18 protein-coding genes and 1 tRNA gene are annotated in these 24959 nt (G+C 70.8%); 8 read left to right on the top strand and 11 right to left on the bottom strand.

Annotated features, from left to right (window positions below; genetic code table 11):
- The first annotated feature begins 33 nt into the window (after positions 1 to 33).
- From ACIBF7_RS15985 to ACIBF7_RS15970, 4 genes are all read left to right on the top strand, one after another.
- Positions 34 to 2199 (top strand): ribonucleoside-diphosphate reductase subunit alpha, encoded by a 2166-nt coding sequence (locus ACIBF7_RS15985; protein WP_397197424.1) that lies wholly within the window; start codon positions 34 to 36, stop codon positions 2197 to 2199.
- Positions 2200 to 2211: 12 nt separating this feature from the next.
- Positions 2212 to 3207: a ribonucleotide-diphosphate reductase subunit beta gene (locus ACIBF7_RS15980; RefSeq protein ID WP_148030669.1), complete on the top strand. Its 996-nt coding sequence runs from the start codon at positions 2212 to 2214 to the stop codon at positions 3205 to 3207.
- A 20-nt stretch (positions 3208 to 3227) separates the two neighbouring features.
- A complete protein-coding gene (locus tag ACIBF7_RS15975) occupies positions 3228 to 4310 on the top strand; it encodes a mechanosensitive ion channel family protein (protein WP_397197423.1) in 1083 nt (360 codons plus the stop codon).
- A 176-nt stretch (positions 4311 to 4486) separates the two neighbouring features.
- Positions 4487 to 4561, top strand: a tRNA-Pro gene (locus tag ACIBF7_RS15970).
- 125 nt (positions 4562 to 4686) lie between these two features.
- Here ACIBF7_RS15970 and cysC read toward each other — a convergent pair.
- Both cysC and cysD read right to left on the bottom strand, forming a co-directional pair.
- Complete coding sequence (cysC, locus tag ACIBF7_RS15965; protein WP_397197422.1) at positions 4687 to 6522, bottom strand: adenylyl-sulfate kinase; 1836 nt, start codon at positions 6520 to 6522, stop codon at positions 4687 to 4689.
- A gap of 8 nt (positions 6523 to 6530) precedes the next feature.
- On the bottom strand, positions 6531 to 7421 hold the full coding sequence (gene cysD, locus ACIBF7_RS15960) for a sulfate adenylyltransferase subunit CysD (RefSeq protein ID WP_148030671.1): 891 nt from the start codon (positions 7419 to 7421) through the stop codon (positions 6531 to 6533).
- A gap of 226 nt (positions 7422 to 7647) precedes the next feature.
- Here cysD and ACIBF7_RS15955 point away from each other — a divergent pair, with 226 nt between their 5' ends.
- On the top strand, positions 7648 to 8208 hold the full coding sequence (locus tag ACIBF7_RS15955; RefSeq protein WP_364232344.1) for a GNAT family N-acetyltransferase: 561 nt from the start codon (positions 7648 to 7650) through the stop codon (positions 8206 to 8208).
- A gap of 20 nt (positions 8209 to 8228) precedes the next feature.
- Here ACIBF7_RS15955 and ACIBF7_RS15950 read toward each other — a convergent pair whose 3' ends face one another.
- Genes ACIBF7_RS15950 through ACIBF7_RS15910 form a run of 9 tightly spaced genes read right to left on the bottom strand, consistent with a single transcriptional unit; the run spans position 8229 to position 21122 of the window.
- Positions 8229 to 8831, bottom strand: a complete 603-nt coding sequence (locus ACIBF7_RS15950) for a CGNR zinc finger domain-containing protein (RefSeq protein ID WP_397197421.1) — start codon at positions 8829 to 8831, stop codon at positions 8229 to 8231.
- A gap of 40 nt (positions 8832 to 8871) precedes the next feature.
- Positions 8872 to 10302, bottom strand: coding sequence for an MFS transporter (locus tag ACIBF7_RS15945; protein WP_364232339.1), 1431 nt, complete (start codon positions 10300 to 10302; stop codon positions 8872 to 8874).
- A complete protein-coding gene (locus tag ACIBF7_RS15940; protein WP_148030675.1) occupies positions 10265 to 11632 on the bottom strand; it encodes an aspartate kinase in 1368 nt (455 codons plus the stop codon). Before ACIBF7_RS15940 ends, ACIBF7_RS15945 begins: the two co-directional genes overlap by 38 nt.
- A 30-nt stretch (positions 11633 to 11662) precedes the next feature.
- A complete protein-coding gene (locus ACIBF7_RS15935) occupies positions 11663 to 12598 on the bottom strand; it encodes an acyl-CoA dehydrogenase family protein (RefSeq protein ID WP_397197420.1) in 936 nt (311 codons plus the stop codon).
- On the bottom strand, positions 12595 to 13731 hold the full coding sequence (locus ACIBF7_RS15930; RefSeq protein ID WP_364232334.1) for an acyl-CoA dehydrogenase family protein: 1137 nt from the start codon (positions 13729 to 13731) through the stop codon (positions 12595 to 12597). The genes ACIBF7_RS15935 and ACIBF7_RS15930 overlap by 4 nt, the downstream gene beginning before the upstream one ends.
- Positions 13728 to 14549, bottom strand: coding sequence for an alpha/beta fold hydrolase (locus tag ACIBF7_RS15925; protein ID WP_397197419.1), 822 nt, complete (start codon positions 14547 to 14549; stop codon positions 13728 to 13730). The genes ACIBF7_RS15930 and ACIBF7_RS15925 overlap by 4 nt, the downstream gene beginning before the upstream one ends.
- Positions 14549 to 17842: an amino acid adenylation domain-containing protein gene (locus ACIBF7_RS15920; RefSeq protein WP_397197418.1), complete on the bottom strand. Its 3294-nt coding sequence runs from the start codon at positions 17840 to 17842 to the stop codon at positions 14549 to 14551. Before ACIBF7_RS15920 ends, ACIBF7_RS15925 begins: the two co-directional genes overlap by 1 nt.
- 17 nt (positions 17843 to 17859) lie before the next feature.
- Positions 17860 to 18036, bottom strand: coding sequence for an MbtH family protein (locus tag ACIBF7_RS15915; protein ID WP_397197417.1), 177 nt, complete (start codon positions 18034 to 18036; stop codon positions 17860 to 17862).
- A gap of 5 nt (positions 18037 to 18041) precedes the next feature.
- Entirely contained in the window at positions 18042 to 21122 is a 3081-nt protein-coding gene (locus ACIBF7_RS15910) for an amino acid adenylation domain-containing protein (RefSeq protein WP_397197416.1), read from the bottom strand.
- 872 nt (positions 21123 to 21994) lie between these two features.
- On the opposite strand from ACIBF7_RS15910, the gene ACIBF7_RS15905 reads away from it, so the two are divergent.
- From ACIBF7_RS15905 to ACIBF7_RS15895, 3 genes are read left to right on the top strand one after another with little or no spacing between them, the layout of a single operon-like run.
- Complete coding sequence (locus tag ACIBF7_RS15905) at positions 21995 to 23140, top strand: argininosuccinate synthase domain-containing protein (protein ID WP_271277417.1); 1146 nt, start codon at positions 21995 to 21997, stop codon at positions 23138 to 23140.
- A gap of 39 nt (positions 23141 to 23179) precedes the next feature.
- Positions 23180 to 24163 (top strand): aldo/keto reductase, encoded by a 984-nt coding sequence (locus tag ACIBF7_RS15900; RefSeq protein ID WP_219547545.1) that lies wholly within the window; start codon positions 23180 to 23182, stop codon positions 24161 to 24163.
- A complete protein-coding gene (locus ACIBF7_RS15895; RefSeq protein WP_271277416.1) occupies positions 24160 to 24888 on the top strand; it encodes a sulfotransferase family protein in 729 nt (242 codons plus the stop codon). The genes ACIBF7_RS15900 and ACIBF7_RS15895 overlap by 4 nt, the downstream gene beginning before the upstream one ends.
- Positions 24889 to 24959: the final 71 nt, after the last annotated feature.

Below are 24959 nucleotides of genomic sequence, written 5' to 3'. Positions count from 1 at the left end.
CCTCACGGGGATGAGCTCGCGAGGAGAGAGCACGTGACACAGATCGTCGAGGGTGATCGGCGCCTGGCCATCGAGGAGGCCGCCGCCCGGGTGATCGCCGACCCGGCGAACTCGCGGGTGGCCGCCGGGCTGCTCGCCGAGGAGATCGCCGAAGAGGCGGCCGCGCACGGGGTGCGTTCGTTCTCCGGCTCGATCGCCGCCACCCACGCGGCGGGGCTGATCCAGGACGGCCTGGCGGAGTTCGTCGCCGCGCACGCCGCCGAGCTGGACGCGCTCGTCTCGGACGCCGCCGACGAGCGGTTCGAGTACTTCGGGCTGCGCACCGTCTACGACCGCTACCTGCTGCGCCACCCGGTCACCCGGACCGTGCTGGAGCGGCCCCAGCACTTCTTCCTGCGGGTCGCCTGCGGGCTGTCGGAGACCGTCGCGGAGGCCGCCGAGCTCTACCGGCTGATGGCGACGCTGTCCTACCTGCCCAGCTCGCCGACGTTGTTCAACGCGGGCGCGCGCCGCCCGCAGCTCTCGTCGTGCTTCCTGCTCGACTCGCCGCGCGACGAGCTGGAGGCGATCTACGACCGGTACGCGCAGGTCGCCCGGCTGTCGAAGTACGCGGGCGGCATCGGCATCTCGTGGACCCGGGTGCGCTCACGTGGCTCGCTCATCCGGGGCACCAACGGCCACTCCAACGGCATCGTGCCGTGGCTGCGCACCCTGGACGCCTCCGTTGCGGCGGTCAACCAGGGCGGCCGGCGCAAGGGCGCGGCCTGCGTCTACCTGGAGACCTGGCACGCCGACATCGAGGAGTTCCTGGAGCTGCGCGACAACACCGGCGAGGACGCCCGCCGCACCCACAACCTCAACCTGGCCAACTGGGTGCCGGACGAGTTCATGCGCCGCGTCGAGGCCGGTGAGGACTGGTCGCTGTTCGACCCCAAGGACGTCCCCGACCTGCCCGACCTGCACGGCGAGGCGTTCACCCGCGCCTACCGGGCCTACGAGGCCGAGGGCCGGCACACCCGGCGGATCCCGGCCAGGACCCTCTACGGGCGGATGATGCGGACGCTCGCGCAGACCGGCAACGGCTGGATGACGTTCAAGGACACGGCCAACCGCACCTCCAACCAGACCGCCCGGCCGGAGAACGTCATCCACCTGTCCAACCTGTGCACCGAGATCCTGGAGGTCACCAGCGACGCCGAGACCGCGGTGTGCAACCTCGGCTCGGTCAACCTCGCCGCCCACCTGGACGGGCGCGACGGCCTCGACTGGGAGCGGCTGCGCGCCACCGTCCGGACGGCCGTGCGCTTCCTGGACCGCACCATCGACCTGGGCTTCTACCCGACGCCCGAGGCCGGGGCGGCCAACCGGCGCTGGCGGCCGATCGGGCTCGGCGTGATGGGGCTGGCCGACGTGTTCTTCGCGCTCCGCCTCCCGTTCGACTCGCCCCGGGCGCTGGAGCTGTCCACCCGCATCGCCGAGGAGATCGCGCTGGCGGCCTACGACACCTCGGCCGACCTGGCCGCCGAACGCGGGCGGCATCCCTCGTACGACGACACCCGCGCCGCGGCAGGCGTGCTGCACCCCGACCACTACGCCGCCGCCGGCTCGCCGCGCTGGGACGCGCTCCGCGAGAAGATCGCCGCCACCGGGCTGCGCAACTCGCTCATGATCGCCATCGCGCCGACCGCCACCATCGCGTCCATCGCCGGCTGCTACGAGTGCATCGAGCCGCAGGTGTCCAACGTGTTCAAGCGCGAGACGCTGTCCGGCGAGTTCCTCCAGGTCAACCGCTATCTGGTGGCCGACCTGCGGGAACGCGGGCTGTGGACGCAGGCGACGCGCGACGGGCTGAAGCGCGCCGACGGGTCCGTGCAGCACCTGCCGGGCATCCCCGACGACCTCAAGCTGCTCTACCGCACCGCCTGGGAGCTGCCGCAGAAGGCGCTCATCGACCTGGCCGCCGCCCGCCAGCCGTACGTCGACCAGGGCCAGTCGCTCAACCTGTTCATGGCCGCCCCCACCATCGGCAAGCTCTCGTCGATGTACGCCTACGCGTGGAAGCAGGGCCTGAAGACCACCTACTACCTGCGTTCCCGCCCGGCCACCCGCATCGCGCAGACCACCGTCCAGCCGGCCGCCGCCGTCGAGCAGGTGGCCTGCTCGCTGGAGAACCCCGACGTCTGCGAAGCCTGCCAGTAAGGAGATCCCCTCATGCTTCTCGACCCCGGAATGGACCTCACCCTGCGCCCGATGCGCTACCCGGACTTCTACGAGCGCTACCGGGCCGCCATCCGCAACACCTGGACGGTGGAGGAGGTCGACCTGCACTCCGACGTGGCCGACCTGGCAAAGATGACCGCCCAGGAACGGCACCTGATCAACCGGCTGGTCGCGTTCTTCGCCACCGGTGACTCGATCGTCGCCAACAACCTGGTGCTCAACCTCTACCAGCACGTCAACGCCCCCGAGGCCCGGCTCTACCTGAGCAGGCAGCTGTTCGAGGAGGCGGTGCACGTGCAGTTCTACCTGACGCTGCTCGACACCTACCTGCCCGACCCGGACGAGCGGGTCAAGGCGTTCGCCGCGATCGAGCACATCCCTTCGATCCGCGACAAGGCCGAGTTCTGCTTCCGGTGGATCGACTCCATCGGCGACCTGCGGAGCCTGGAGAACGCGGGCGACCGGCGGCGGTTCCTGCTCAACCTCATCTGCTTCGCCGCCTGCATCGAGGGCCTGTTCTTCTACGGCGCGTTCGCGTACGTGTACTGGTTCCGCTCCCGCGGCCTGCTCAGCGGGCTGGCCACCGGGACGAACTGGGTGTTCCGCGACGAGTCCATGCACATGGAGTTCGCGTTCAGCGTCGTCGACACCGTCCGGGCGGAGGAGCCCGAGCTGTTCGACGAGGAGCTGGGCGAGCAGGTCGGCCGCATGCTGGAGGAGGCGGTCGCCGCCGAGCTGGCCTTCGCCCGCGACCTGTGCGGTGACGGCATGCCCGGGATGTCCGCCGAGCAGATGCGCGCCTACCTGGAGTACGTCGCCGACCAGCGGCTGGTCAGGCTGGGCATGCCCCGCCGCTACGGCACCGAGAACCCGTTCGCCTTCATGGAGCTCCAGGACGTGCAGGAGCTGGCCAACTTCTTCGAACGCCGGGTGTCCGCTTATCAGGTGGCGGTTGAGGGCAATGTGAGTTTTGACGAGAACTTCTGAATCTTCGGGGGGTCGCTCACGTGCAGTTCTCCAGCGCCTGGCTGAACCTGGCCGGCGCGATGATCGGGGCGGTCATCGTCCTGGAGCTGACCCGGCAGGTGCTCCTCAGGGTCGGGCGCAAGTGGACCTTCAGCAGCCGCCTGGTCAAGCACTGCCACTGGCCGGTGGTGACGACCGTCCTGCTGATGACGTTCAACATCATGTTCTACCCGCTGATGATCGGCCCTGAGCCGCAGCAGCGGGCGTTCGGCGAGTCCGTCGAGCGGGTCGTCACGCTGCTCATCATCGGCGCGGCGACCTGGTTGATCATCCAGGCGACGTACGCGTTCACGGACGTCGCCCTGGAGCGCCTGGACCTCGTGGAGGGGGAGCGCAACCAGCGGGCCCGCCGCATGAAGACGCAGATCACGCTGGTGCGCCGGGTCGCCACCGCGACCGTCGTGGTGATCGCGTTCGGCGCGATGCTGTTCACCTTCCCGCAGGTGCGGGCGCTGGGCGCGGGTCTGCTCGCGTCCGCGGGCATCGCCGGCGCGGTCGTCGGCATCGCCGCCCAGCCGACGCTCGGCAACATGCTCGCCGGGCTGCAGCTCGCCTTCAGCGACGCGCTGCGCCTGGACGACGTCGTCGTGGTGCAGGAGGAATGGGGCAGGATCGAGGAGCTCACGCTCACCTACGTCGTGGTGCGGCTGTGGGACGAGCGGCGCCTCGTCCTGCCGGTCTCCTACTTCACGCAGACCCCGTTCGAGAACTGGACCCGGCACGGCAGCCGGGTCCTCGCCGTCGTCTACCTGCGCGTCGACTGGTCGGTGCCGGTCGAGAAGCTGCGCGAGGAGCTCTACCGCTACCTGCAGACCAACCCGCTGTGGGACCAGAAGGACTGGACCCTCCAGGTCACCGACATCCAGCTGAACGGCCTGGTCGAGCTGCGCGCGCTGATGAGCGCCGCGGACTCGGCCTCCGCCTGGGACCTCAAGTGCGACGTGCGCGAGCACCTCATCACGTACGTGCGCGAGAACCACCCCGAGGCCATGCCCCGCTTCCGCGTCGAGTCGCCCGAGACCCGCGCGGGCGTCCCCTGGCCCGGCGAGCCCGGTTCGCCGTAAAACCGCTGGCGCTCCGGCCGATCATCGGTCTAGCGTTGACAGCGTCAAGACCGAGGAGAAAGGGGGCGAGCAGTGACCGGCCTGAAGCGCGAACCGCTTCCCCCGTCTCCCGGCGCCTGCCCGGCATCCGGCTGACCCGACCCGGCCGCCGGGGTTCACAGGCGGTTCTTCACCACCCGAGTGTGGGGCAGCTTGGCAGCCCGCCTGCCTTGGGAGCAGGAGCGTCGCAGGTTCGAATCCTGCCACTCGGACACCGGCCCTGAAAGAAGAGGGCCGCGGGCACTGATCTGGACCGGCGGGAGTGGCGACCCCCGGCCGGACACGGCCCTCCGCCCCGGGCACGGCCCACGCCAGCCCGGCCCGGGGCCCACCTCTCTTAACCCTGCAGCAGTCCGGCCAGCTTCTCCGCCACCTCGTCGGGCGATCCGGAGCCGTCGACCACCAGGTCAGGGTGCTCCGGCGGTTCGTAGGCCTGGCCGAGGCCGGTCATGTTGGGCAGCCTGCCGGCCTTCGCCTGGGCGTACAGGCCCTTCGGGTCCCGGCTCGCGCACACCTCGGGCGGGGTGTCCACCCAGACCTCGGCGAAGTCGCCCGGCGGGAACAGGCTCCGCGCCGCCGCCCGGTCCGTCCGGAAGGGCGAGACCAGCGCGACGATCACGATCAGCCCGGCGTCCAGCAGGATGCGGGTCAGCTCGGCGACCCGGCGCACGTTCTCCGCCCGGTCTCCCGGGGTGAACCCGAGGTCTCTGTTGAGTCCGCTGCGGACGTTGTCGCCGTCGAGCACGTACGTGTGCAGCCCCATGCCGTGGAGCCGCCGCTCCAGCGCGTTGGCGATGGTCGACTTCCCGGACCCCGGCAGACCGGTCAGCCACAGCACCTTGGCCCGCTGCCCCTTCAGCTCCTGCCTGGCGTCGCGGTCGACGGTGAAGGTCTGCCGGACGACGTTGCGGCCGCGCCGCAGCGCGTGCCGGACCATGCCGGCCGCCACCGTCTCCTTGCTGACCCGGTCCACGAGCAGGAAGCTGCCGGTGTCCCGGCACTCCTGGTAACCGTCCAGGCAGAGAGGGGTGTCGGTGGCCAGCTCGACCGTGCCGATGTCGTTGAGGCCGAGGGTGCGCGCGGCGAGCCGCTTGCCGGACACCACCTCCATCCGGCCGCGCACGGCCGTGACCGTGGCGGGCACGGTCCGCGGCCCGGCCAGCATCAGGTAGGAGCGGCCGTGCCGCAGCGGCTCCTCGGCGGTCCAGATCAGGGTGGCGGAGTACGCCGTGGCCGGGGACAGTCCGTCGCCCAGGGCTTCCAGCGTGGTCAGCAGGTCCCCGCGCCGGACGTCGACGTCGTCGGCCAGCGTCACCGTCACCGGGGTGCCGGGGGCGGCCCGGTCGAGGTCGCCGCCGCCGGGGCCGATCAGCCGGTCGATCCTGGACGCGACCCCGCTGCCGGCGACCGCGACGGCGTCGCCCCGCCGGACCGGGGCGCCGATCACCGTGCCCGCGAAACCGCGGAAGTCGTCCGCCCGGATCACGTACTGGACGGGCAGCCGGTAGCCGCCGGCGTCGTCCGCCCGCGCCCCATCGGCCGGCTCCCACTCCGACAGCGCGCCGAGCAGCGTCGGCCCGTCGTACCAGGGCAGGTTCGGCGAGGGCTCGACCACGTTGTCGCCCTGGACGGCGCTGGCCGGAATCACGCTCGCCGCCATGTCGAGGCCGTTCGCCGCCGCCAGGACCTCGCTCGCGAGCTTCTCGAACACCGTCTGGTCGTAGTCCACCGCGTCGAGCTTGTTCGCCACCGCGATGACCGCCCGCACACCCATCAACGCGCAGATCGCCAGGTGTCTGTGGGTCTGCTCGCGGACCCCCTTGGTGGCGTCGACGAGTAACACGGCGACGTCCGCGGTGGACGCCGCGACCGCCATGTTGCGGGTGTACTGCTCGTGTCCCGGCGCGTCGGCGATGATCACCCGGCGCCCGGACGGCAGGTCCAGGAAGCGGTGGGCGACGTCGATGGTGATGCCCTGCTCGTGCTCCGCCTCCAGCCCGTCGGTCAGCAGTGAGTAGTCCACCGCGCCCGCCGCGATCGTGGAACCGCCGCGCCTGGTCCGCCGCGCGTAGTCGAGCTGGTCGTCGGTGGCGCCGCCGGTGCCGGCGAGCAGCCGGCCGATGAGGGTGGACTTGCCGTCGTCGACCGAGCCGCACGCGACCACTCGAAGCATGGAGATCATCAGAAGTATCCCTCCGACTTCTTGCTCTCGATGGAGGTGCCGCCCTCACCGTCGATGAGCCGGCCGGCGCGTTCGGACCTGCGGTCGCGTCTCATCTCGTCGATGACCTCGTCGACGGTCGCCGCCTTCGACTCGACCGCCGCGGACAGCGGGTAGCAGCCGAGTGTGCGGAACCGTACGTGGCGCAGCCGCGGCTCTTCGCCGGGCTCCAGTGGTAAGCGTTCGTCGTCCACCATGATCAACGAGCCGTTCCGCTCGACGACCGGGCGGGGCGCGGTGAAGTACAGCGGCACCACGGGGATGTCCTCTCGCTTGATGTAGCGCCAGACGTCCAGCTCCGTCCAGTTCGACAGCGGGAACACCCGCATCGTCTGGCCCTCCGCCAGCTCGGTGTTCGCCCGCCACCAGAACTCCGGACGCTGCGAGCGCGGCTCCCAGCGATGACCGGGCTCACGCAGCGAGAAGATCCTCTCCTTGGCCCGTGACCGCTCCTCGTCGCGTCGCGCGCCGCCGATCGCGGCGTCGAACCCGCCGTCGTCGAGCGCCCGGCGCAGCGTGACGGTCTTCATGATCCGGGTGTACTCGTGAGCGCCGTGGGTGAACGGCGTGGCTCCCTCAGGGTTGGTGTGCACCCGCAGGTCGAGCCCCAGCCGCTCGGCCGTCTCGTCCCGGAAGGCGATCATCTCGCGGAACTTCCAGCCGGTGTCGACGTGCACCACGGGGAACGGCATCCGGCCCGGCGCGAACGCCTTCATCGCCAGGTGCAGCAGCACCGAGGAGTCCTTGCCGATCGAGTACAGCAGCACCGGGCGGCGGAACGCGCCGGCGACCTCGCGCAGCACATGGATCGCCTCGGCTTCGAGCATGTCCAGGACGTCTTCTCCGGCCATGTGCAGACCCTCCGTCGTCGCTGTGCCAGATAGACCGTCTTCGCGGCCGTACATGTCTATAGTAACCTATAAATAGGTGATATCGGGTTACTCGGTCTCACGCAAGACCCGGACCGGCCGAGCGGAGGAGAGGTCATCAACTTCCCAGGACGCGCGGCCGGAAACGCTACGAACAACCAGATCGGCGGTGTGGCGGATGAACGCTCGTGGCAAGCGGAACGGCTCTTTGACCGTCGAAGAGCTGTCCAAGAAGACCTGGAACGACTTCGAGACGGTTCTCGGCGACAACGGAGGCGCCCGGGGGTGCTGGTGCATGCACTGGCGGCTCTCCATCGCGGAGTGGACGGAAGGAAAGGGCGAAGGGAACAAGAAGGCCATGAGCCGTCTCGCCCAGCGGAAACCGGTGCCGGGCGTCATCGTCTACGACGACGGCGCGCCGGTGGCGTGGTGCTCACTCGGGCCGCGCTCCGCGTTTCCGAGGCTCGAACGCTCGCCGCTCCTGTCGAGCGTGGACGACGAGCCGGTCTGCGCGCTCGCGTGCGTCTTCGTCCACAAGAAGCATCGTGGCTCCGGGCTGCTGCCGGGCATCCTCGAAGCCGTCTGCGCGTACGCGGCGTCCGAGGGTTACACGACCGCCGAGGGGTATCCGGTCGAGCCTCCCGAGGGGAAACGCGCGGGCTCGGACACGGCGATGACGGGGATAGCCAGCGCCTTCCTCAAGGCCGGGTTCTCCGAGGTGGCTCGCCCGCGCAAGGACCGGCCGATCATGCGGCGGCAGCTCACCTGATCCCTGGGAAGGCGCGCCGGTCAGGGCGTCCGGCCCTGACGGTGGCGGCGCGCCTTCTCCCGGTTCCCGCAGATGCTCATGTTGCACCAGCGGCGGCGTCCGCCCCGCGAGGAATCCAGGAACAGCCAGCCGCACCTCCCGCAGGCCCTGACGCGGCCGGACGGAAGGGTGAACACCGCGTGGACCGCCAGCAGCGACAGGACGGCCGGAATCGCTCCCGGCGCCGTCCAGTCCGCGGTGAACCGGTCGAGCGCGGCGTCGATCCGCTGCGCCTGGTCGGCTCCCACGCCCTTTCCGGCCCGTTCGAGAAGCGCGCCGAAGGGCCCGGCCGGCGCCGCCTCGCCGCGCGCGATCGCGCTGAACACGGCCCACGCCTGTTCCCTGACGGCCTGGACCTCGGGTACGAGATCCTTGGCGGACGCCTCCGGCAAGGGCGGCGTCTCCTCGAACAGCCCCGCGGACGCGCACCACGTCAGGACGTCCGAGGGCGTGTTCAGCAGCTCGCCGTCCTCCGCCGGGTGGTTGCGGTCGAAGACGGTGTTCGTGAGGTCCAGGACCGGGTGGCCGCCGACGAAGTGGGCGTCCTGCCAGGGAGACTGGGCCTTGATAGCTAGAGTAACCATTACGTCTAGTTTAAATGGTTACGCGGCCCTTGGCTAGGCGTCAGGCCGGAGCCGTGGCCTCCCCCTGGAAACGCTTCCGGAGAAGGACGGTCGCGACGATCGCCCCCACCGCGAACACGACCGAGCACCAGAGCGCCCAGCGCCAGCCGTCGACGGCTCCGCCGGAGGCCGCGGCGAAGTGGGCCGCCACCGAGGTGACCACTCCCACCCCCACGGCCAGTCCCAGCTGCTGGGAGACGTTGAGCAGCGCGCCGGCCGTGGCCCGCCGCCCTTCCTCGGCGCCGTTCGTGCCGGCGATACTCGTCGTGACCAGGGCGATGATGTGGCCGAACGCGTTCACGGAGGTGCCGATCAGGACGAGGGCGAACCCGTAGCCTTCCGGCAGGCCCACCATGATGAGAATGCCGGCCGTCTCGATGACGATCCCGCACAGGAGCACGCGGTAGAGCCCGAAGCGCTCGACGTACCTGCCCGCGTAGATTCCGACGACGATGGCGATCGCGCCCGAGACCGCGAACGTGAGGCCGGTCTGGAGCGCGCCCAGACCGAGATGCGTCTGCAGGTAGAGCGTGAGGACGAAGAGCATTCCCCCGTAGGAGCAGATCAGCAGGACGTTGACCAGGTTGGCCGCGCCGATGGCGGCCGTGTGGAAGATGGAGATCGGCACGAGGGCGTTGTCCTTGCGGGACTCCACCCAGACGAAGAGGGCGACGGCCGGCACCGCGACCGCCGCGCAGGCGAGGATCGGGACCGACGACCAGCCGTACTTCTCCCCTTCGGTGAGGGCGAACACGAACGCGACCATGCCCACGGTCGCCAGGACGACGCCGGTGAGGTCGAGGTGGCGGGACGCGTGCCTGTCCCGGCTCTCCTCAAGATGCGCTCTGGCCAGCAGACCGAACGCCACGACGATGGGCACGTTGATCAGGAAGACGGACCTCCATCCGGCGAACTCGGTGAGGACGCCCCCGAGGACCATGCCCGAGACGAATCCCGCCGACAGCGCCGACCCGTAGATGCCGAGGGCGCGCTCCCGTGGCGGTCCTTCCGGGATGGCCGCCTGGAGGAGCCCCAGACCCGCCGGAGCGATGAACGCGGCGGCGACCCCCTGCAGGGCGCGGCCCGCGATGAGAGCCGCCGGCGACCAGGCGAGGCCCGCCAGCAGCGAGGCGAGCAGGAATCCGGCCAGGCTCCAGATGAACACCCGCTTTCTTCCGTACAGATCGGCGATCCTCCCCCCGAGAAGGAGGAAGCCGCAGAAGGCGAGCGGATAGGCGGAAAGAACCCACGCGACGCCTCCACCGGAGGAGAAGTCCATGGATTCGCGGATGCTCGGAGCCGCGACATTGATGATCGAATAGTCGAGGGCGACCAGGAACTGGGTGCCGCAGATGACCGTGAGCTGCCAGAGATGCCGGGACCGGAACGCGCTCTCATCCCTTCCGGCCGTGCGCGCCGATGCTTCCTTCATGGCGTATCCCCTCTGCTTCTGTCGACTGCGGGTCCGGATGTCTCCGCTGCGGTCCCGGCGCGTGGGCGCGGTGTTCCGCGTGGCGGCGACCGCCGTGCGGATGGGCGTCCGCGAGCGTGCCGGGGCCGAGGAACATGCGGTGGAGATGCGTCACAGCGTTGAGCACGTCGTGCTCGGCGCAGGTGATGGAGATGCGCCGGGCGCGGACGATCACGTCCGTCACGGTGACGCCGCGGGCCTTGAGCGCGTCCACGAGGAGCCGCACCTGCGGATGGTGGGCACAGAAACCGCAGCCCACCAGCGACACCTTCGCCATGGGGCCGGACCAGTGGCATCCGGTGAAGGCGTCGGCCGCGCGCAGGCCGGCGAGCGCCTCGTCCACCTTGTCCCGGTCGGCGGCGTTCACGATGAACCCCAGCGAACCGGCGGAGGCGTCGGCGGCCGGCTGGCCGAGCATGTCCACCGGCGGCATCGGATCGGCCAGCGCGGCGGCGATCGTGGTCAGGGCGCCGGGGTCGACCCCGTCGAGCCGGCAGCGGAGCTGACCGGTCCGGTGCGCCACGCCGACGGCGGTGAACCGCTCCCCGTCGAGCGGGGCGGCCGAGCGGAAGCCGGTCACCCAGGTGCCGGCGGCCTCGGTCGTGCTGGAGCGGACGTGCACGGGAACGCGGTGGGCGCCGGCGTACTCCACGCTGGGATGCGCGAGCACCGTGGCGCCGCAGGCGGCCAGCTCGGCCATGTCCTCGTAGAAGAGGCGGTCCACCTTGCGGGCGTCGGCGACGTGTCGCGGGTCGGCGGTGAACACGCCCTCGACGTCGGTGAAGATCTCGCACACCCTGGCCCGTAACGCCGCCGCCAGGGCGACGGCGGTGGTGTCGGAGCCGCCCCGGCTCAGGGTGGTGAGCTCGCCGTTGTCGGCGGACAGGCCCTGGAAGCCGGAGACGACGGGGACGTGGCCGTCCTGGACGCATTCGCGGATGCGTACGGGATCGACGTTGACGATACGCGCGCGGCCGTGCACTCCGTCGGTGATGATGCCGCAGTCGTGGGCGCTGAACGAGCGGGCGGGCACGCCCAGCTCGTGCAGCGCTATGGCGAGCGCGGCGGCGGAGGCTTGTTCACCGGTACTGAGCAGGAGGTCCAGCTCCCGGGCGTGCGGCGTGTCGGTGAGGTCCCGGGCCAGCTCGATCATGGAGTTGGTGGTGCGGCCCATCGCGGAGACCACGGCGACCACGGACCCGTCCGCGGCGGCGATGCGCCGCGCCACGCGACGGATCTTGCCCGCGTCACCCAGTGATGTTCCGCCGTACTTCTGTATCACCAGGTCCATTGGTTTCCTCTTCCTGCGCCACGACGATCGTCATCGCGTCTCCCGGCTTTCGCGTCGCAACTGGTCCGGCGTGCCGAGGCGGACCGATTCGGCCGCGGCCCGCCGGTAGTACAGCTGGGCGTCGTCGTCGGACCGCATGCCCGCGGCGCCGTGGACCTGCATGGTCCGCGTCGTGACGGTGCGGGCCAGGTCCGACGCCGCCGCGAGGTCGGCCGCCGCGTGCGCCGCCGCGTCGCGGTCGTGCACCAGCAGGCGCGTCGCGTCGATGTGCATCGCCAGCTCGGCCAGCCGGAACGCCAGGCCCTGGAACTTGCCGATGGGCTGGCCGAACTGGCGGCGGGTCTTCGCGTAGCCGACGGCGTGGTCGAGCGCCGCCTGGGCCAGGCCCACCAGGTACGCGGCCTGGCGCACCCGTGCGCCGGCCAGCGCCGCCTCCCACCGGGTGGGGTCGGCCCACGCGGTCACGGGGGCGCCGTCGAAGACGACCTCGTACGCCTCGCCCCGGCTCGTCTCCTCGTACCGGCGCGTCGTGATGGCGGGATGGCCGGCGGGCACGAGCGCCAGGCGCGGTCCGGCGCCGCCCAGGAGGAAGTGGTCCACCTCCGAGGCGAACCCGACGAAGGTCCGCCGCGCGGAGACCACGCCGTCCTGCTCGGACAGCGGCTCGTCCGCCACCGCCAGCGCCACCGGGGACCGGCCGATGTGGTCGTCCCCGAGCAGTTCCCGCGCGGTGAGCGTGTCGAGCAGCGGGCCCTGGTACAGCACGGACCCGAGGAGCTCGGCCAGCCGCACGGCGTCGGGGCCGGACGCGTCGAGCGCGCCGAGCTCGGCCAGCCCCTGCCACACCATCGCGCGGGTCTCCCGGCTGTCGTCGTCGTCCCAGCCCTCCGCGCGCGGCCGGTCGGCCATCCGCCGCACCAGCGGGGCCAGTTCCTCGTCGAAGAAGTCGGCGATCATCGTGGTCATGACGGCAACCCCAGTTTCGATGTGGCGACGAAGAAGAGCATGATCTCCGAGGAACCCTGGGCGAGCGTGAGCCCCGGCGCCTCCCGGAACGCGGCGTCCAGGACGCCGTCGGCGATCGCGTCGGGATCGCGTGCGTCCAGCAGCGCCCGCGGCCCGAGGAGCTCGACCGCCGCCACCGACACCTCCTTGGCCGTCTCCGACGTGTACCATTTCGCGGTCGCCGAGTGGACCTCGTCGGGCCGGCCCTCGTGAAGGTTGGCCACGCACCGCCAGGCCAGGAGCCGGGCCGCGCGCACCCGCGTGTCCAGTTCGACGAGCCGCTGCTCGCACCCCGGCGGGGCGTGCTCGCGCAGCGCGGCCAGCGTGCGTTCCGCCTTGGCGGAGTGGTCGAGCCCGGTGCGCTCCAGCGGGAGCACCTTGCCCAGCACCTGCCAGCCGTCGTCGGCCTCGCCGAGCACGTCCTCGGGCCCGATCCGGATCCCGTCGAGCGTCACCAGGTCGAAGCGTTCCTCGGACAGGTTCCACACCGGCTCGATGACCACGCCCATGGACTGCAGCGGCACCAGGAACAGCGTGATCCCGGCGAAGTTCACCGGCCCGGTCGACGTGCGGGCCGCGCACAGCGCGAAGTCACTGTGCTGCGCCTTCATGTTGTAGATCTTCCGGCCGTGCAGGCGCCAGCCGTCGCCGTCGGGTTCGGCGCGCGTGGTCAGCGACGCCAGGTCGGACCCGATGTCCGGCTCGCTGAAGAGCACGTTGGCCGTGATCTCGCCGCGTGCGAGTCCCGGCAGGAACCGCTCCTTCTGCTCCTCGGTGCCGAACAGGTGGATGGCGTTCCCGACGATGTCGACGCCCAGCGAGTGCACGTTGTCGGGCACGCCGTGGCGGATCATCTCCTCGGTGAGGATCGCCTTCTCCACGATCGTGGCGTCCGCTCCGCCGTAGCGCTCGGGCCAGTTGATCGCGAGCCAGCCGAGCTTGCCCAGCCGCCGATGCACGTCGAGCAGACCGGACTCCTGCCCGTACGGCGTCCGCCGGGACTGCGCGATCTCCGCGCGCACCTCGTCCTCGCACAGGAGCTTGCAGACTTCTTCCCGGAAGTTGTCCTGTTCCGGCGTGAAGGCCGGGATCATCGGACACTCACCTCGCTCAATCTGTGGCGCATGGCCTCCGCCAGCGCCTCGATGTGTGGGGGCCGGAGCATGGTGTAGTGGTCGCCCGGCACCACCTGGATCTCGTCGGCGTAGGGCCGCCACCGGCTGAGCTTCTCGCCCTCGGACTTCTCGGCGCACAGCAGCACGACCCGGCTGTCCACCCGCGACGGACGGAACGTCAGGAGCGCGCGCACGTTCGCGGCGAACACCGGGAACCGCTCGGCCAGCTCGGCCTCGCCCGGTTCGGCGCCCATGGCCGCGACGTCGGAGGCGAACCACGCGCTCAGCTCGTCGTCGCCGGGACGGGACGGCGCGTCCGGGACGGCGGTGTCGAGCACGAACGTCAGCGCGACGTCGCCGTCCTGGCGTGCCATCTCCAGCGCCACCGCGCCGCCGACCGACCAGCCGCCCACGTGCAGCGGCCCGTCGGGCCGGGCCTCGCGGACCGCGGCCAGATAGGTGGCCGCGAGGTCCGCGAGCGAGCGTTCCCCGATCGCGCCGCCGTGCAGGCCGGGGTCCTCCAGGGCGCAGACCTGACGGTCGTCGCCGAGGAGCCCGGCCAGCGCGACGTAGGGGGCCACCGATCCGCCGGCCGCGTGCACCAGGAACAGCGGCGGCTCGGTGCCCGCCGGGCCGAGCGGCACGAGCGGGGACACCGTCCGGCCGGAGGGCCGCGGCCGCCCTTCCGGCGGCGCGGCCTCCTGCTGGGCGAGGACCTCCTCCCGCCGGCGCCGCAGCCGCAGGTCCAGCAGCGCGCGCCGTTTCTCCGCCAGGGCGGAGGGGTGTGACCCGGCCATCAGCTCGACTCCTTCAGCAGCCGATCGACCTCCTCTTCGGGCAGATCGGCGACCTGCGCCTCCAGCTTCGCCACCTCGTCCTCGCCGAGCAGCGCGTGCTGCGCGTCGTCGATCTGGGCGGCGAACTGGCTGAGCAGCGGGTAGCTGAACAGCCGCCGCGGGTCGAGCGTCACCTGGAAGGCGTCGCGCACCCGCGAGATCATCTGGGTCACCTGCAGGGAGTTGCCGCCGAGCAGGAAGAAGTTGTCCTGCGCGCCGACGCTGCCGGGGTCGAGGCTCAGCAGGCTCTGCCAGATCTCGGCCACCCTGCGCTGCGTCTCGGTGGTCAGCTCGGCCTGACCGGCGCCGCCGTCGGGGCGGGGGTCGGGCAGCTTCCCGTGGTCCACCTTCCCGGTCGAGGTCAGCGGGAGCTGGTCCAGCCGCACGTAGTCGGTGGGCACCATGTGCAGCGGCAGCCGCCCGCTCAGGAACTCGCGCAGCTCGTCCGGCTCGACGTCGCCGACCACGTAGGCGGCCAGCCAGGCCGAGGGCGTGCCCGCGTCGCGTACGGTCACGACGCACTGCCGCACGCCGTCGAAGCTCTCGATGGCGTGCTCGATCTCGCCCAGCTCCACGCGCAGCCCGCGCAGCTTCACCTGGCGGTCGACCCGGCCCAGGAACTCCAGGTTGCCGTCACCGTTCCAGCGCACCAGGTCGCCGGTGGCGTACATGCGCTCGCCCGGGGTGGTGGCGAACGGGTCGGGCAGGAACTTCTCGGCGGTCTGGTCGGGCCGGCCGAGGTAGCCGACGGCCAGCCCGGCGCCCGCCATGTAGAGCTCCCCGGGCACGCCGACCGGCACCGGCCGCAGGCCCTTGTCCAGGACGTAGGCCCGCTGGTTGGCCATCGCCCGGCCGATGGGCGGCGTCCCTTCCAGCGGCTCCGGCGGGCACAGGTAGTCCACGCACGTCACGGTGACCTCGGTCGGCCCGTACCCGTTGTGGAACTCCCGCCCCGGCTTGCTCCACCGGTTGACCAGGTCGGGGCCGAACGGCTCCATGCCGATGAAGCACACCCGCAGGTCGTCCAGCTCGGACGGGTCGAGCAGCCCCAGGACGGCGGGCGGGATGTCCACCATCGTCACCCGCTCGCGGGCCAGCAGCCCCTGCAGCGCCTCCGGGTCGAGCAGTTCGGAGCGCGGCGCGCCCACGATGGTCCCGCCGGCGGTCAGCGTCGAGAACACGTCCGACACGCTCACGTCGAAGGCGGGGTTGGAGAACTGCAGGATCCGGTCGTCCGGCGTCACCGAGAACATCCGCTGGAAGGTGGTGCAGAAGTTCACCACCGCCCGGTGGGGGACCATGACCCCCTTGGGGGTGCCGGTCGAGCCAGAGGTATAGATGACGTACGCCGTGTCCTCCTGCGCCACCTGCACGGAAGGCGGCGAAACCGGCCGTCCGTCGAGCGTGTCGGAGTCCAGCAGGATCCGTTCCACCTCAGCGGGCAGGCGGTCGGCGAGATCCGAGGTCGTCACCACCGCGGCCACGTCGGCGTCGCCGAGCTGGTAGGCCAGCCGCTCCGCCGGGTACTGCGGGTCGAGCGGCAGCCACGCGCCGCCCGCCTTGAGCACGCCGAGTTCGGCGGCCGGCAGGTCGAAGCCGCGTTCGAGCAGCACGCCGACCACGCGTCCCGGCGTCACCTTGAACTCCTCGACCAGCGCGTGCGCCAGCCTGCTGGACCGCTCGTCCAGCTGCGCGTAGGTCAGGTCCTCGCCCGCGAAACGCATCGCGACCGCGTCGGGCGCCTCGGCCACGCGCGCCGCGAACAGCTCGTGCAGCAGGCGCTCGTCGCGCTCACCGGGCTCGGGGTTCCACGCGGTGAGCACGCGCAGGTACTCGCTGTCGGGCATGATGTCCAGCGAGCTCGCCCGGGCGTCCGGCCGGGACAGCGCGTCGGCCATGACCGTGCTGAAATGCTCCACCAGCTGCTCGATGCGCTCGTGGTCGAACAGCTCGGAGGAGTACTCGATCCACACGCCCAGGCCGCCGTCCGGCAGGTCGTTGATCTGGAACGTGATGTCGAACCGGGTCGTCTCCGGCTGCGGGGTCAGCATCTCGACCTCGACGCCGGGCAGCCGCCAGCGCGCGATCATCGGCTCGGGCAGCAGCGTGAACAGGTGGGCGACCAGCGGGTTCCGCCCCGGCAGCCGCTCCGGCTTGAGCTCCTCCACCAGGCGGCCGAACGGCACGTCCTGGTTGGCCATCGCCTCCAGGATGTTGTCGTTGGCGGCGTGCACCAGGTCGCGGAACACCGGATCGCCCTCCAGGTTCCCGCGGACCACCACCGTGTTGGCGAAGAACCCCATCATGGGCTCGACTTCCGAGCGGGTCCGCCCGGAGAGTACCGACCCGAGCGCGATGTCCTGCTGACCGGTGTAGCGGTTCAGCAGCACCTGGTAGCCGGCCATCGTCAGGGCGAGCAGGGAGACCCCCTCGGCCTGGGCCATGTCGCGGATCTTCCGCGCCAGGTCGTCGGGCAGGCGGGTCTCGTAGATGCGGCCGGCCCCGGTGGGCGCCGACGGGCGCTGCCGGTCGGTGCGCCACTCCAGCGGTTCCATCCCGTCCACCGCGGAGTGCCAGTAGTCGATCTGCTTGGCCGGTCCGTCGCTGAGCAGCCAGAGCCGCTGCCAGGCCGCGAAGTCGGCGGGCTGGAGGGTCAGCTCGGGGAACTCCGAGCCGTCCGGATCGGTGTAACGGGCCGTCAGCTCCTCGGCGAACTGCCGCGAGGACCATCCGTCGATGACGATGTGATGCCAGACGATGGACAGCACATGCTCCTCGGGGCCCAGCCGCAGCAGGGCGAACCTGTACGGCGGGTGGTTGCGCAGGTCGAACTCCTCGCGCACCTGCCCGTCGATCCAGTCCTGGACGGACTCCTCGGTCCCGTCGGTCACCGGCAGGTCCCACGTCTCGGGCGGCGGATCGACCGTCTGGAAAGGCACGCCGTGCTCGTCGCCGAACCGGGTGCGCAGGCTCTCGTGCCGCGTGACGATGCCGCGCAGCGCCTTGGAGAGGGCGGGCACGTCGAGCGGCCCGCGCAGGCGCATCGCGAACGGCACGTTGTACACCGGTGCGCCCGCGACCATCTGGTGCAGGAACCACAGGAACCGCTGCTGCTCGGCGATGGCCATCTTGCCCGTACGCGGGACGGGGACGATCCGCTCCCGCTCGGCCTTCTCCGCCACGCGCTGGCGGACCTTCCTCTCCAGCAGGGCGCGTCTGATGTCGGCTGCGTCACGCTTGTCGGGTGTGGACATGATCTCGTTCTCCTCCTTCACCGTCGCACGCTCATCGGGCGCAGGTCGGTCCACACCCGCGCGATGTGTGCAAGGCAGTCGCTCTTGCTTCCCTCCGCACCGGCCTCGGTCCAGCCGGCCGGAATCTCCCGGCCCGCGGGCCAGATCGAGTACTGCTCCTCGTGGTTGATCACCACGACGAATCTCGCTTCCATGACGCTCACCTTTCTTGTGGTACGAAGGCGTGAATGCCGGTCAGTTCACCGAGGTAGCGGTCGAGCGTCCTGAGCCCGTCCGTCTCCGGCCTGGCCAGCGAGGTCGCGTGGCGGCTGAACCGCCGGGTGTCGAAGTGCCGGGAGCCGTCGGTGAACATCCGGTCGAACTCGGCCGGTGCCGCGTCCTGGTCGGCGACCGGGGGCGGCAGCAGCAGGAGCAGCCCGGCGAGCCGCTCGTCGGTCTCGGCGATGGCCTCCAGGCGGTCGCGGAACGGGGGGTAGCCGACCCGGTCGAGCGCGCACCGTTCGGCGAGCACGCCGAACGCCTCGGCGAAGCGCAGCCTGGCCGGCCACAGCACGTGCATGGCGCCGTCGGGCACCTCGATGTCGCCGGTCGCGGCGCGGGCCACGAACTCGGCGACCACGTCGACGGGCGTCACGTCGATCTCGGCCTCGGTCGGGAACACGCATCCGGTGCGCGCGCACGCGTACAACAGGTTGTGCGCCAGCGAGTCCGGGTTGGCCACGCCGGTCGCGCGGTGCGGCCAGACCTCGCCGAGGCGGTACACCACGGATCTGACGCCCTGCCGGTGCGCGTCGGCGAGCAGGGACTCGGCGACGTACTTCGATCGGTTGTAGCCGTCCGCGGCGACCTCCTCCGTCGCCGGGAGCCGGTCCTCGGTGACGGGCGGCGCGTCCGGCCCGGCGGGCGGGAAGATGCTCAAGGTCGACAGAGTGTGCACGCGCGCGCCGCCCGAGGCGAGTTTGATGATCTCCTGTACGCCGAGCACGTTGGCGGGGCGGTGGTCCAGATAGCCGGACAGGAAGTTCACCGCGCCCGCGGCGTTGACGACGCCGGACACCGTGGAGGCGATCGCGTCGAACCGCCGCTGCGGCAGGCCGAGCAGCTCGCTGCCCAGGTCGCTGGGGATCACCTCGACCCGTCCGGTCTTGAGCGCCGTGGGCAGCAGCTGCCAGGCGGACGTCAGCCCGTACTGTTCGAGGACCTCGGTCAGCCGCCGGGCGCCGTCGGCGGGGTCGGCGCACCGCACCAGGCAGATCAGCCCGGCGTTGGAGCGCGTCAGCAGCTCGGCCAGGACGTGTGCCCCGACGAAGCCGGTCGCGCCCGTGAGCAGCAGGGTCTGCGGCGGGCTCCAGGCCAGGTCGTGCCTGATGTAGGCGAGTTCGGCGCAGTCGTCGTCGACGCCCTGGGTGAGCCGCGCCGCCTGCGCGCGTACGGTCGAGGCGACGAGCAGGTCCCGGGGCGGCACCGGCTTCCCCAGCCGTTCGCTGATCGCGGCGGTGAGCCGGTAGGCGAGCAGCGAGGTGCCCCCGTAGTCGGAGAACGGCACGACCACCGAGACCTGCTCCCGGTCGAGCACGTCGCGCCAGGCCGAGCAGACCAGCTCCTCCATCGGGTCGGCCGGCGGCTCGACAGGCTCCGCCGGGCCCTCCCGCGTCGCCGTCTGGGCCACGATGAGGGCGGCCAGCGCCTTGCGGTCCGCTTTGCCGTTGTGGTTGAGGGGGAGCGCGTCGAGCACCACGATCCGGTGCGGCACCTGCTCGGCCGGCAGCTTCTCCGCCGCGTACCCGCGAAGCAGCTCCGGCGACGGCGGGTCGTCCGGCGAGCGCGGCGTGACGCAGCAGACGAGCGTGGACTCGGGCGCCTCGCCGAGCACGATCGCCACCGCGTTGCCCACGAGCGGATGGTCGGCCACGGCCGAGGCGACATCGCCCAGCTCGACGCGCACCCCGCCGAGCTTCACCTGTTCGTCGCGCCGGCCGATGAAGTACATCAGGCCGTCCTCGTCGACGCGTGCCAGATCGCCGGTCCGATAGAGCTTCTCGCCCGGGATCTGGGGGAACGGGTTGGCCACGAGCACCCGCGCGGTGCGCTCGGGATCGTTGAGGTAGCCCGCTCCGACGCACTCGCCGCCGAGATACATCTCGCCAGGAGTGTTCACCGGGACGGGCTTGAGGTCGTCGTCGAGCAGGATCGCGGCGGTGTTGTCGATGGGCCGCCCGAGGGGGATCCGGTCGGCGTCGGCGTCCGTGACGTCGTGGAACACCGACCCGATCGAGCACTCCGTCGGCCCGAACGTGTTGGTGACCTCCAGCCCCGGCAGCAGCGCGCGCAGCCGGTGCACCACGCCGGCGCCGGCCGCCTCCCCGCCGATCAGCATGCGCCGCAGGCTCGACGTCGCCTCGCGCAGGTCCTCGCGCACCTCCAGCAGCGACACGAACGCCTCGAGCACGGACGGCACGAAGTCGGTCATCGTGACGCCGTAGCGGCCGATGGTCGTGGCCGTCTCCTCAAGGTCGAGGATGCCGTCGCGGTGCGGCAGCACGACCTGCCCGCCCGACACCAGCGGCCACAACACCTGCCACATCGAGGAGTCGAACGTGGACCGGCTGTTCTGCAGCGTCACGTGTTCGGCCCCGTCACCGAACCGGCGCGACATGGTGGTCAGCCTGTTGACCAGGCCGCGGTGGTGGTTGAGCGCGCACTTGGGTGTGCCGGTCGAGCCGGAGGTGTAGAACCCGTAGATCAGGTCTTCCGGCCCCGGCGCGCGGCCGGCCGGCGGCGGTTTCCGGTCGGCGTGATCGGGCGGCTCCGCGCAGTCGACGATCACCGTCGGGAGGGCCTGCTCCAGTTCGCCGATGATGCCCGCGGTCGCCGGCGACACCACGACGACGGGCGGCGACAACTCGGCCACGATCGCGCGGAGACGGTCGACCGGCCAGGCCGGATCAAGCGGTACGAACGCCGATCCTGTCTTCATCACCCCGAAGAGCGAGATCGGGAATTCGGGGCCGTCCGCTATCAACACGGGTATCAATTGTCCGGCCCGGACACCGCCGCTGATCAGTCGATTGGCCGTCACATTGGCCCAGGCGTCGAGGTCGGCATAACTCACCGTGATGTCCCGATAGCGGATCGCGGGGCGGTCCGGCGCGTTCTCCTTTTGTGCGTGGAACAGATCGAGAACGGTGCTCCGCCGGGGGAAATCGTGGTGCGGCCCAAGGAATAAGTGAATGGCGGCCAGATGGTGTTCGTCTGGATTCTCATGCGGTTGGCGTGTCATCGTGCTCCCGATGTTCTCGACGGCAACAGATCGTCGTGTCAGGCAGATCGGTGACCATTCGGCTTTGTGGTTTCCGGACAGCGGAAACCGGTCCTTCGGCAGGCATGGCGAGGCTTCTGATGAAATTCGGAGTTTTCGGCGGCCGGACACGGGCGCCGGAAATCCACAGAATTGCCGCGGGCATGAGCGGCCCGCCGGATATCGCGAGCCCGGCCGATCAAGCGGGTGGCGCCTTCGGGCGTGCGCTGACCACGTGTTTCCTCCTTTCGTCAGACGACTGGAGTGCCGCACGTTCGAGCCGAAGTAACCGATATCAGTTGGATTACAAGTTACTCACATCTTGGAACATGAGACCGGGATGCGCAACCCGGGTGTCGCCGCCGCGGGCCAGGATGCCGGTGTGTGAGGCGGTATGGCCTGCGGGAACGAGAATGTGCCGCGGACTGAAATCGGTGTGGAGCGACGACCGGGCCGGCCGGACGCCGTGCGGCGCCGGGCACGCCGGACAGGCACGGCCTGGGGGAAGTCGCGAAGAGCATATTCGGCGTTACCCGAGGCGGCGCGCGCCAATCTGCGGTCGCGCTGTTTTGTGACAATCTGCCGAAGAGCGAAAAATGATCAGCGGACGTCCGCGAAATGATCGTCTCCTGTCAATGACCAGGTAAGCGCACATCCCGGCCCGAAGAATGAGGCCGGAAGCGAGCCGCAGCAGAACGCCTTGACGGCGCTGAAAATCGACAAGGGCCGGACAGTTCACGTCCGCGATCCCGGGCGCTCCGGACGTGAAGGTCCCGAATCCATGGGTAGGGTCGGTGACGGTCGGCCCATTCAGCGCCGGCATCGCGCCCCATCTGTCGACGTAAGGGGGAGTCGTGCGGCAAACCGGCGACAACGCACCTGTCGGATTATTCCAATCGGGAGGACTTTCCTCCCTGGCCGTCGGGGTCTGGCTTCGTGAACTGCCGACGCCGGCGAGGCACTATATCGCCGACATCGGCCAGGCGGATCCTCCGGAATTGGACGCGCTCGCTTCTTCGGTGCGACGATTCGGGGACGAATCCGTGGTCGTGGATCTACGGCCGTCCATCGCCGCCGTGGCGTCGGATCTCCTGCGGTACCGCGCCCGCCACGACGGCGGCTACTGGAACACGACCGGCGCGGCGCGCTTCGTGCTCGTCAGCGGGCTCGCGCCGCTGATGCGGGCCGACGGATGCGGGGCACTCGCGCACGGCTGTGTCGGCGGGGGCAACGACCAGCGCCGCTTCGCTCGTTACGGCGCCCACCTCGCGCCGGACCTGCCGGTCGTCGAGCCGTGGACCGATCCGCGGGCGCTCGAACGGTTCCCCGGCCGCGAGACCATGCTCGCGGCCGTCGCCGAGCACGGGCTGAGCCTCGACCCGGGCAGCGGCGCCGAACGGTCCACCGATGCCAGCCTCGCCGGCGTCTCGCACGAGTCGGCGGAGCTGGAGGACCTCGAAACGCCGGTCACCCGGCTCGACCCCCGGTGGAGTGAGTGGCCCGAGCAGGCCACGGCCGAGCCTGAGACCGTCACGGTCCTCTTCCGCGAAGGACGGGTCGCCGACCTCGACGGGAGCGGGCCCGACCCGGTCGAGTGGATGAAGCGCGCCAACGACCTCGGCGCGCGGCACGGGGTCTGGCTGCGCGACGTGGTCGAGCGGCGCATCATCGGCACGGTCTGCCGGGGCGTCTACGAGGCGCCCGGCCTGGAGCTGCTCGACCGCGCGTGGACCCGCGTCCTGCAGGCGAGCCTCGACGGGGCGAGCCGCGAGCTCTACGACCGGCTGTCCGCCGTCCTGGGCTCGGCGATGTACGAGGCGCGGTGGCTCGAACCCGCCGCGCGGGCGGCGCGGGAGGCGATGGACCGGCTCGTCGGCGAGATCGACGGCAGCGTGACCCTGTCCGTCCACCGGGGCGTCGTCCGGGTCGAGCGGATGAAGGTCGCCGGCCCCGTGGTGCGGCAGACCCGGTTCGGCTCCGGCGGGAACCGCTGGAGCTAGACGGCAAGAGAAGGCTTACAGACAAGGAAGGAGCAGGTGATGCGTGAGCGTCGATTCGGCCGGCTCGGCTGGAAGGTCAGCGAGGTCGGCTACGGAATGTGGGGGATAGCGGGCGGCGAGGGCGGCTGGACGGGCGCCGACGACCGGACCGGCGACACCGCGCTGGACGAGGCCGTGCGGCTCGGGTGCACCTTCTTCGACACCGCCTGGATCTACGGCCGGGGACACAGCGAGAGGATGCTCGGGCGGCTGGTCGAACGGCACCCGGAACGCCGCCTCCACCTGGCCACCAAGCCGCCGCCCATGGACCGCGCCTGGCCGTCCACCCGCGACTCCAAACTGTCCGAGGTCTACCCGCCCGATCACCTGTGGGAGTACCTGCACCGGAGCCTCGAAGGGCTGGGCACGCCGTCCGTCGACCTGTTCCAGTTCCACGTCTGGGAGGACGCCTGGGCGCACGACGCGGCCTGGCAGGACGCGATCATCGAGATGAAGGAACGCGGGCTCATCAGAGGCGTCGGGATCAGCGTCAACCGCTGGGAGCCCTGGAACGTCCTGGAGACCCTGCGCACCGGGCTGATCGACACGGTGCAGGTCATCTACAACATCTTCGACCAGGCCCCCGAGGACGAGCTGTTCCCGGCATGCCGGGAGCTGGACGTCGCGGTGATCGCCCGGGTGCCCTTCGACGAGGGCACCCTCACCGGCACCCTCACCCGCGACTCCCGCTGGCCCGAAGGCGACTGGCGCAACACGTACTTCGTCCCCGAGAACCTCGTCCCGAGCGTGGAGCGCGCCGAACGGCTGGCGCGGATCGTGCCCGAGGACATGACCATGCCCGAACTCGCGCTCCGCTTCATCCTCCAGAACCCCGACGTCGCCACCGTCATCCCCGGCATGCGCAAACTCACGCACGTACGCGCCAACATCGCCACCAGCGACGCCGAACCGCTGAGCGAGGAGCTGATGGCGCGGTTGCGCGGATTCCGCTGGGACCGCCGGCCCACGGAGTGGTCGCAATGAGCGCCGCGCGCAAGCCCATCCTGCTGTGGGCCGTGCCCCGATCGCGATCCACGGCGTTCCTGCGCGTCATGATCGAGCGCGGCGATCTGGAGGTGGCCCACGAGCCGTTCTCGTACCTCCAGGCGGACGGCCACGTCGAGTTCGCCGGCAGGCGGGTCACCTCGCCGATCGAGATGCTCGACCTGATGCTCGACGTCAGCGCCGGCGAGCGCCGGGTGTTCGCCAAGGAGACCTCCGACTACACCTACACGCCGCTGCTCGAGGACAAGCGCCTGTTCAGCGACGTCGTCAACACGTTCATGATCCGGGAGCCGCGGGCCGCGATCTCCTCGCACTACGCCATGAACCCCGGGGCCACCCTGGACGAGTACGGCTTCGAGTACCTGCACACCATCTTCGACGCCGTGCGGTCGGCCACCGGCGAGATCCCGCTGGTGATCGACGGCGACGACCTCGTGGCCGATCCGGAGCCGACGGTCCGGGCGTACTGCGAGCGGGTCGGGCTCGACTTCAAGCCCGAGGCGATGCGCTGGGAACCCGGTCGACGGGACAACTGGCGGCGCACCGACCAGTGGCACGCGGAGGTGGCCGAGAGCAGCGGCCTGGTGGCCGGGAAGGCGCCCGAGCGACGTGAGACGCCCGACACGAACGAGCACCTGCGCCGGGTCGCCGAGCACCACCAGCCGTTCTACGACGCGCTCGCCCGCCACCGCCTCGCCGGTTGACGCAGATCCTCGTCGCGTTCGCGGTCGTCGAGCCCGGCTCCGCCGTGAAACCGCTGGCGCCCGGACCGATC

This window comes from Nonomuraea sp. NPDC050478 (genome assembly GCF_044458265.1).
Classification (GTDB): Bacteria; Actinomycetota; Actinomycetes; order Streptosporangiales; family Streptosporangiaceae; genus Nonomuraea; species Nonomuraea ferruginea.
Note: the sequence above shows the minus strand (reverse complement) of the source record. Positions and strands in the feature narration are given on the sequence as shown.

Excerpts from the sequence above, each read along its gene's own strand:
- ACIBF7_RS15980 (WP_148030669.1), top strand. The coding sequence starts at position 2,212 with ATGCTTCTCGACCCCGGAATGGACCTCACCCTGCGCCCGATGCGCTAC.
- cysC (WP_397197422.1), bottom strand. The coding sequence starts at position 6,522 with ATGCTTCGAGTGGTCGCGTGCGGCTCGGTCGACGACGGCAAGTCCACC.
- cysD (WP_148030671.1), bottom strand. The coding sequence starts at position 7,421 with ATGGCCGGAGAAGACGTCCTGGACATGCTCGAAGCCGAGGCGATCCAT.
- ACIBF7_RS15950 (WP_397197421.1), bottom strand. The coding sequence starts at position 8,831 with ATGGTTACTCTAGCTATCAAGGCCCAGTCTCCCTGGCAGGACGCCCAC.
- ACIBF7_RS15945 (WP_364232339.1), bottom strand. The coding sequence starts at position 10,302 with ATGAAGGAAGCATCGGCGCGCACGGCCGGAAGGGATGAGAGCGCGTTC.
- ACIBF7_RS15940 (WP_148030675.1), bottom strand. The coding sequence starts at position 11,632 with ATGGACCTGGTGATACAGAAGTACGGCGGAACATCACTGGGTGACGCG.
- ACIBF7_RS15935 (WP_397197420.1), bottom strand. The coding sequence starts at position 12,598 with ATGACCACGATGATCGCCGACTTCTTCGACGAGGAACTGGCCCCGCTG.
- ACIBF7_RS15930 (WP_364232334.1), bottom strand. The coding sequence starts at position 13,731 with ATGATCCCGGCCTTCACGCCGGAACAGGACAACTTCCGGGAAGAAGTC.
- ACIBF7_RS15925 (WP_397197419.1), bottom strand. The coding sequence starts at position 14,549 with ATGGCCGGGTCACACCCCTCCGCCCTGGCGGAGAAACGGCGCGCGCTG.
- ACIBF7_RS15920 (WP_397197418.1), bottom strand. The coding sequence starts at position 17,842 with ATGTCCACACCCGACAAGCGTGACGCAGCCGACATCAGACGCGCCCTG.
- ACIBF7_RS15915 (WP_397197417.1), bottom strand. The coding sequence starts at position 18,036 with ATGGAAGCGAGATTCGTCGTGGTGATCAACCACGAGGAGCAGTACTCG.
- ACIBF7_RS15910 (WP_397197416.1), bottom strand. The coding sequence starts at position 21,122 with ATGACACGCCAACCGCATGAGAATCCAGACGAACACCATCTGGCCGCC.
- ACIBF7_RS15900 (WP_219547545.1), top strand. The coding sequence starts at position 23,180 with ATGCGTGAGCGTCGATTCGGCCGGCTCGGCTGGAAGGTCAGCGAGGTC.
- ACIBF7_RS15895 (WP_271277416.1), top strand. The coding sequence starts at position 24,160 with ATGAGCGCCGCGCGCAAGCCCATCCTGCTGTGGGCCGTGCCCCGATCG.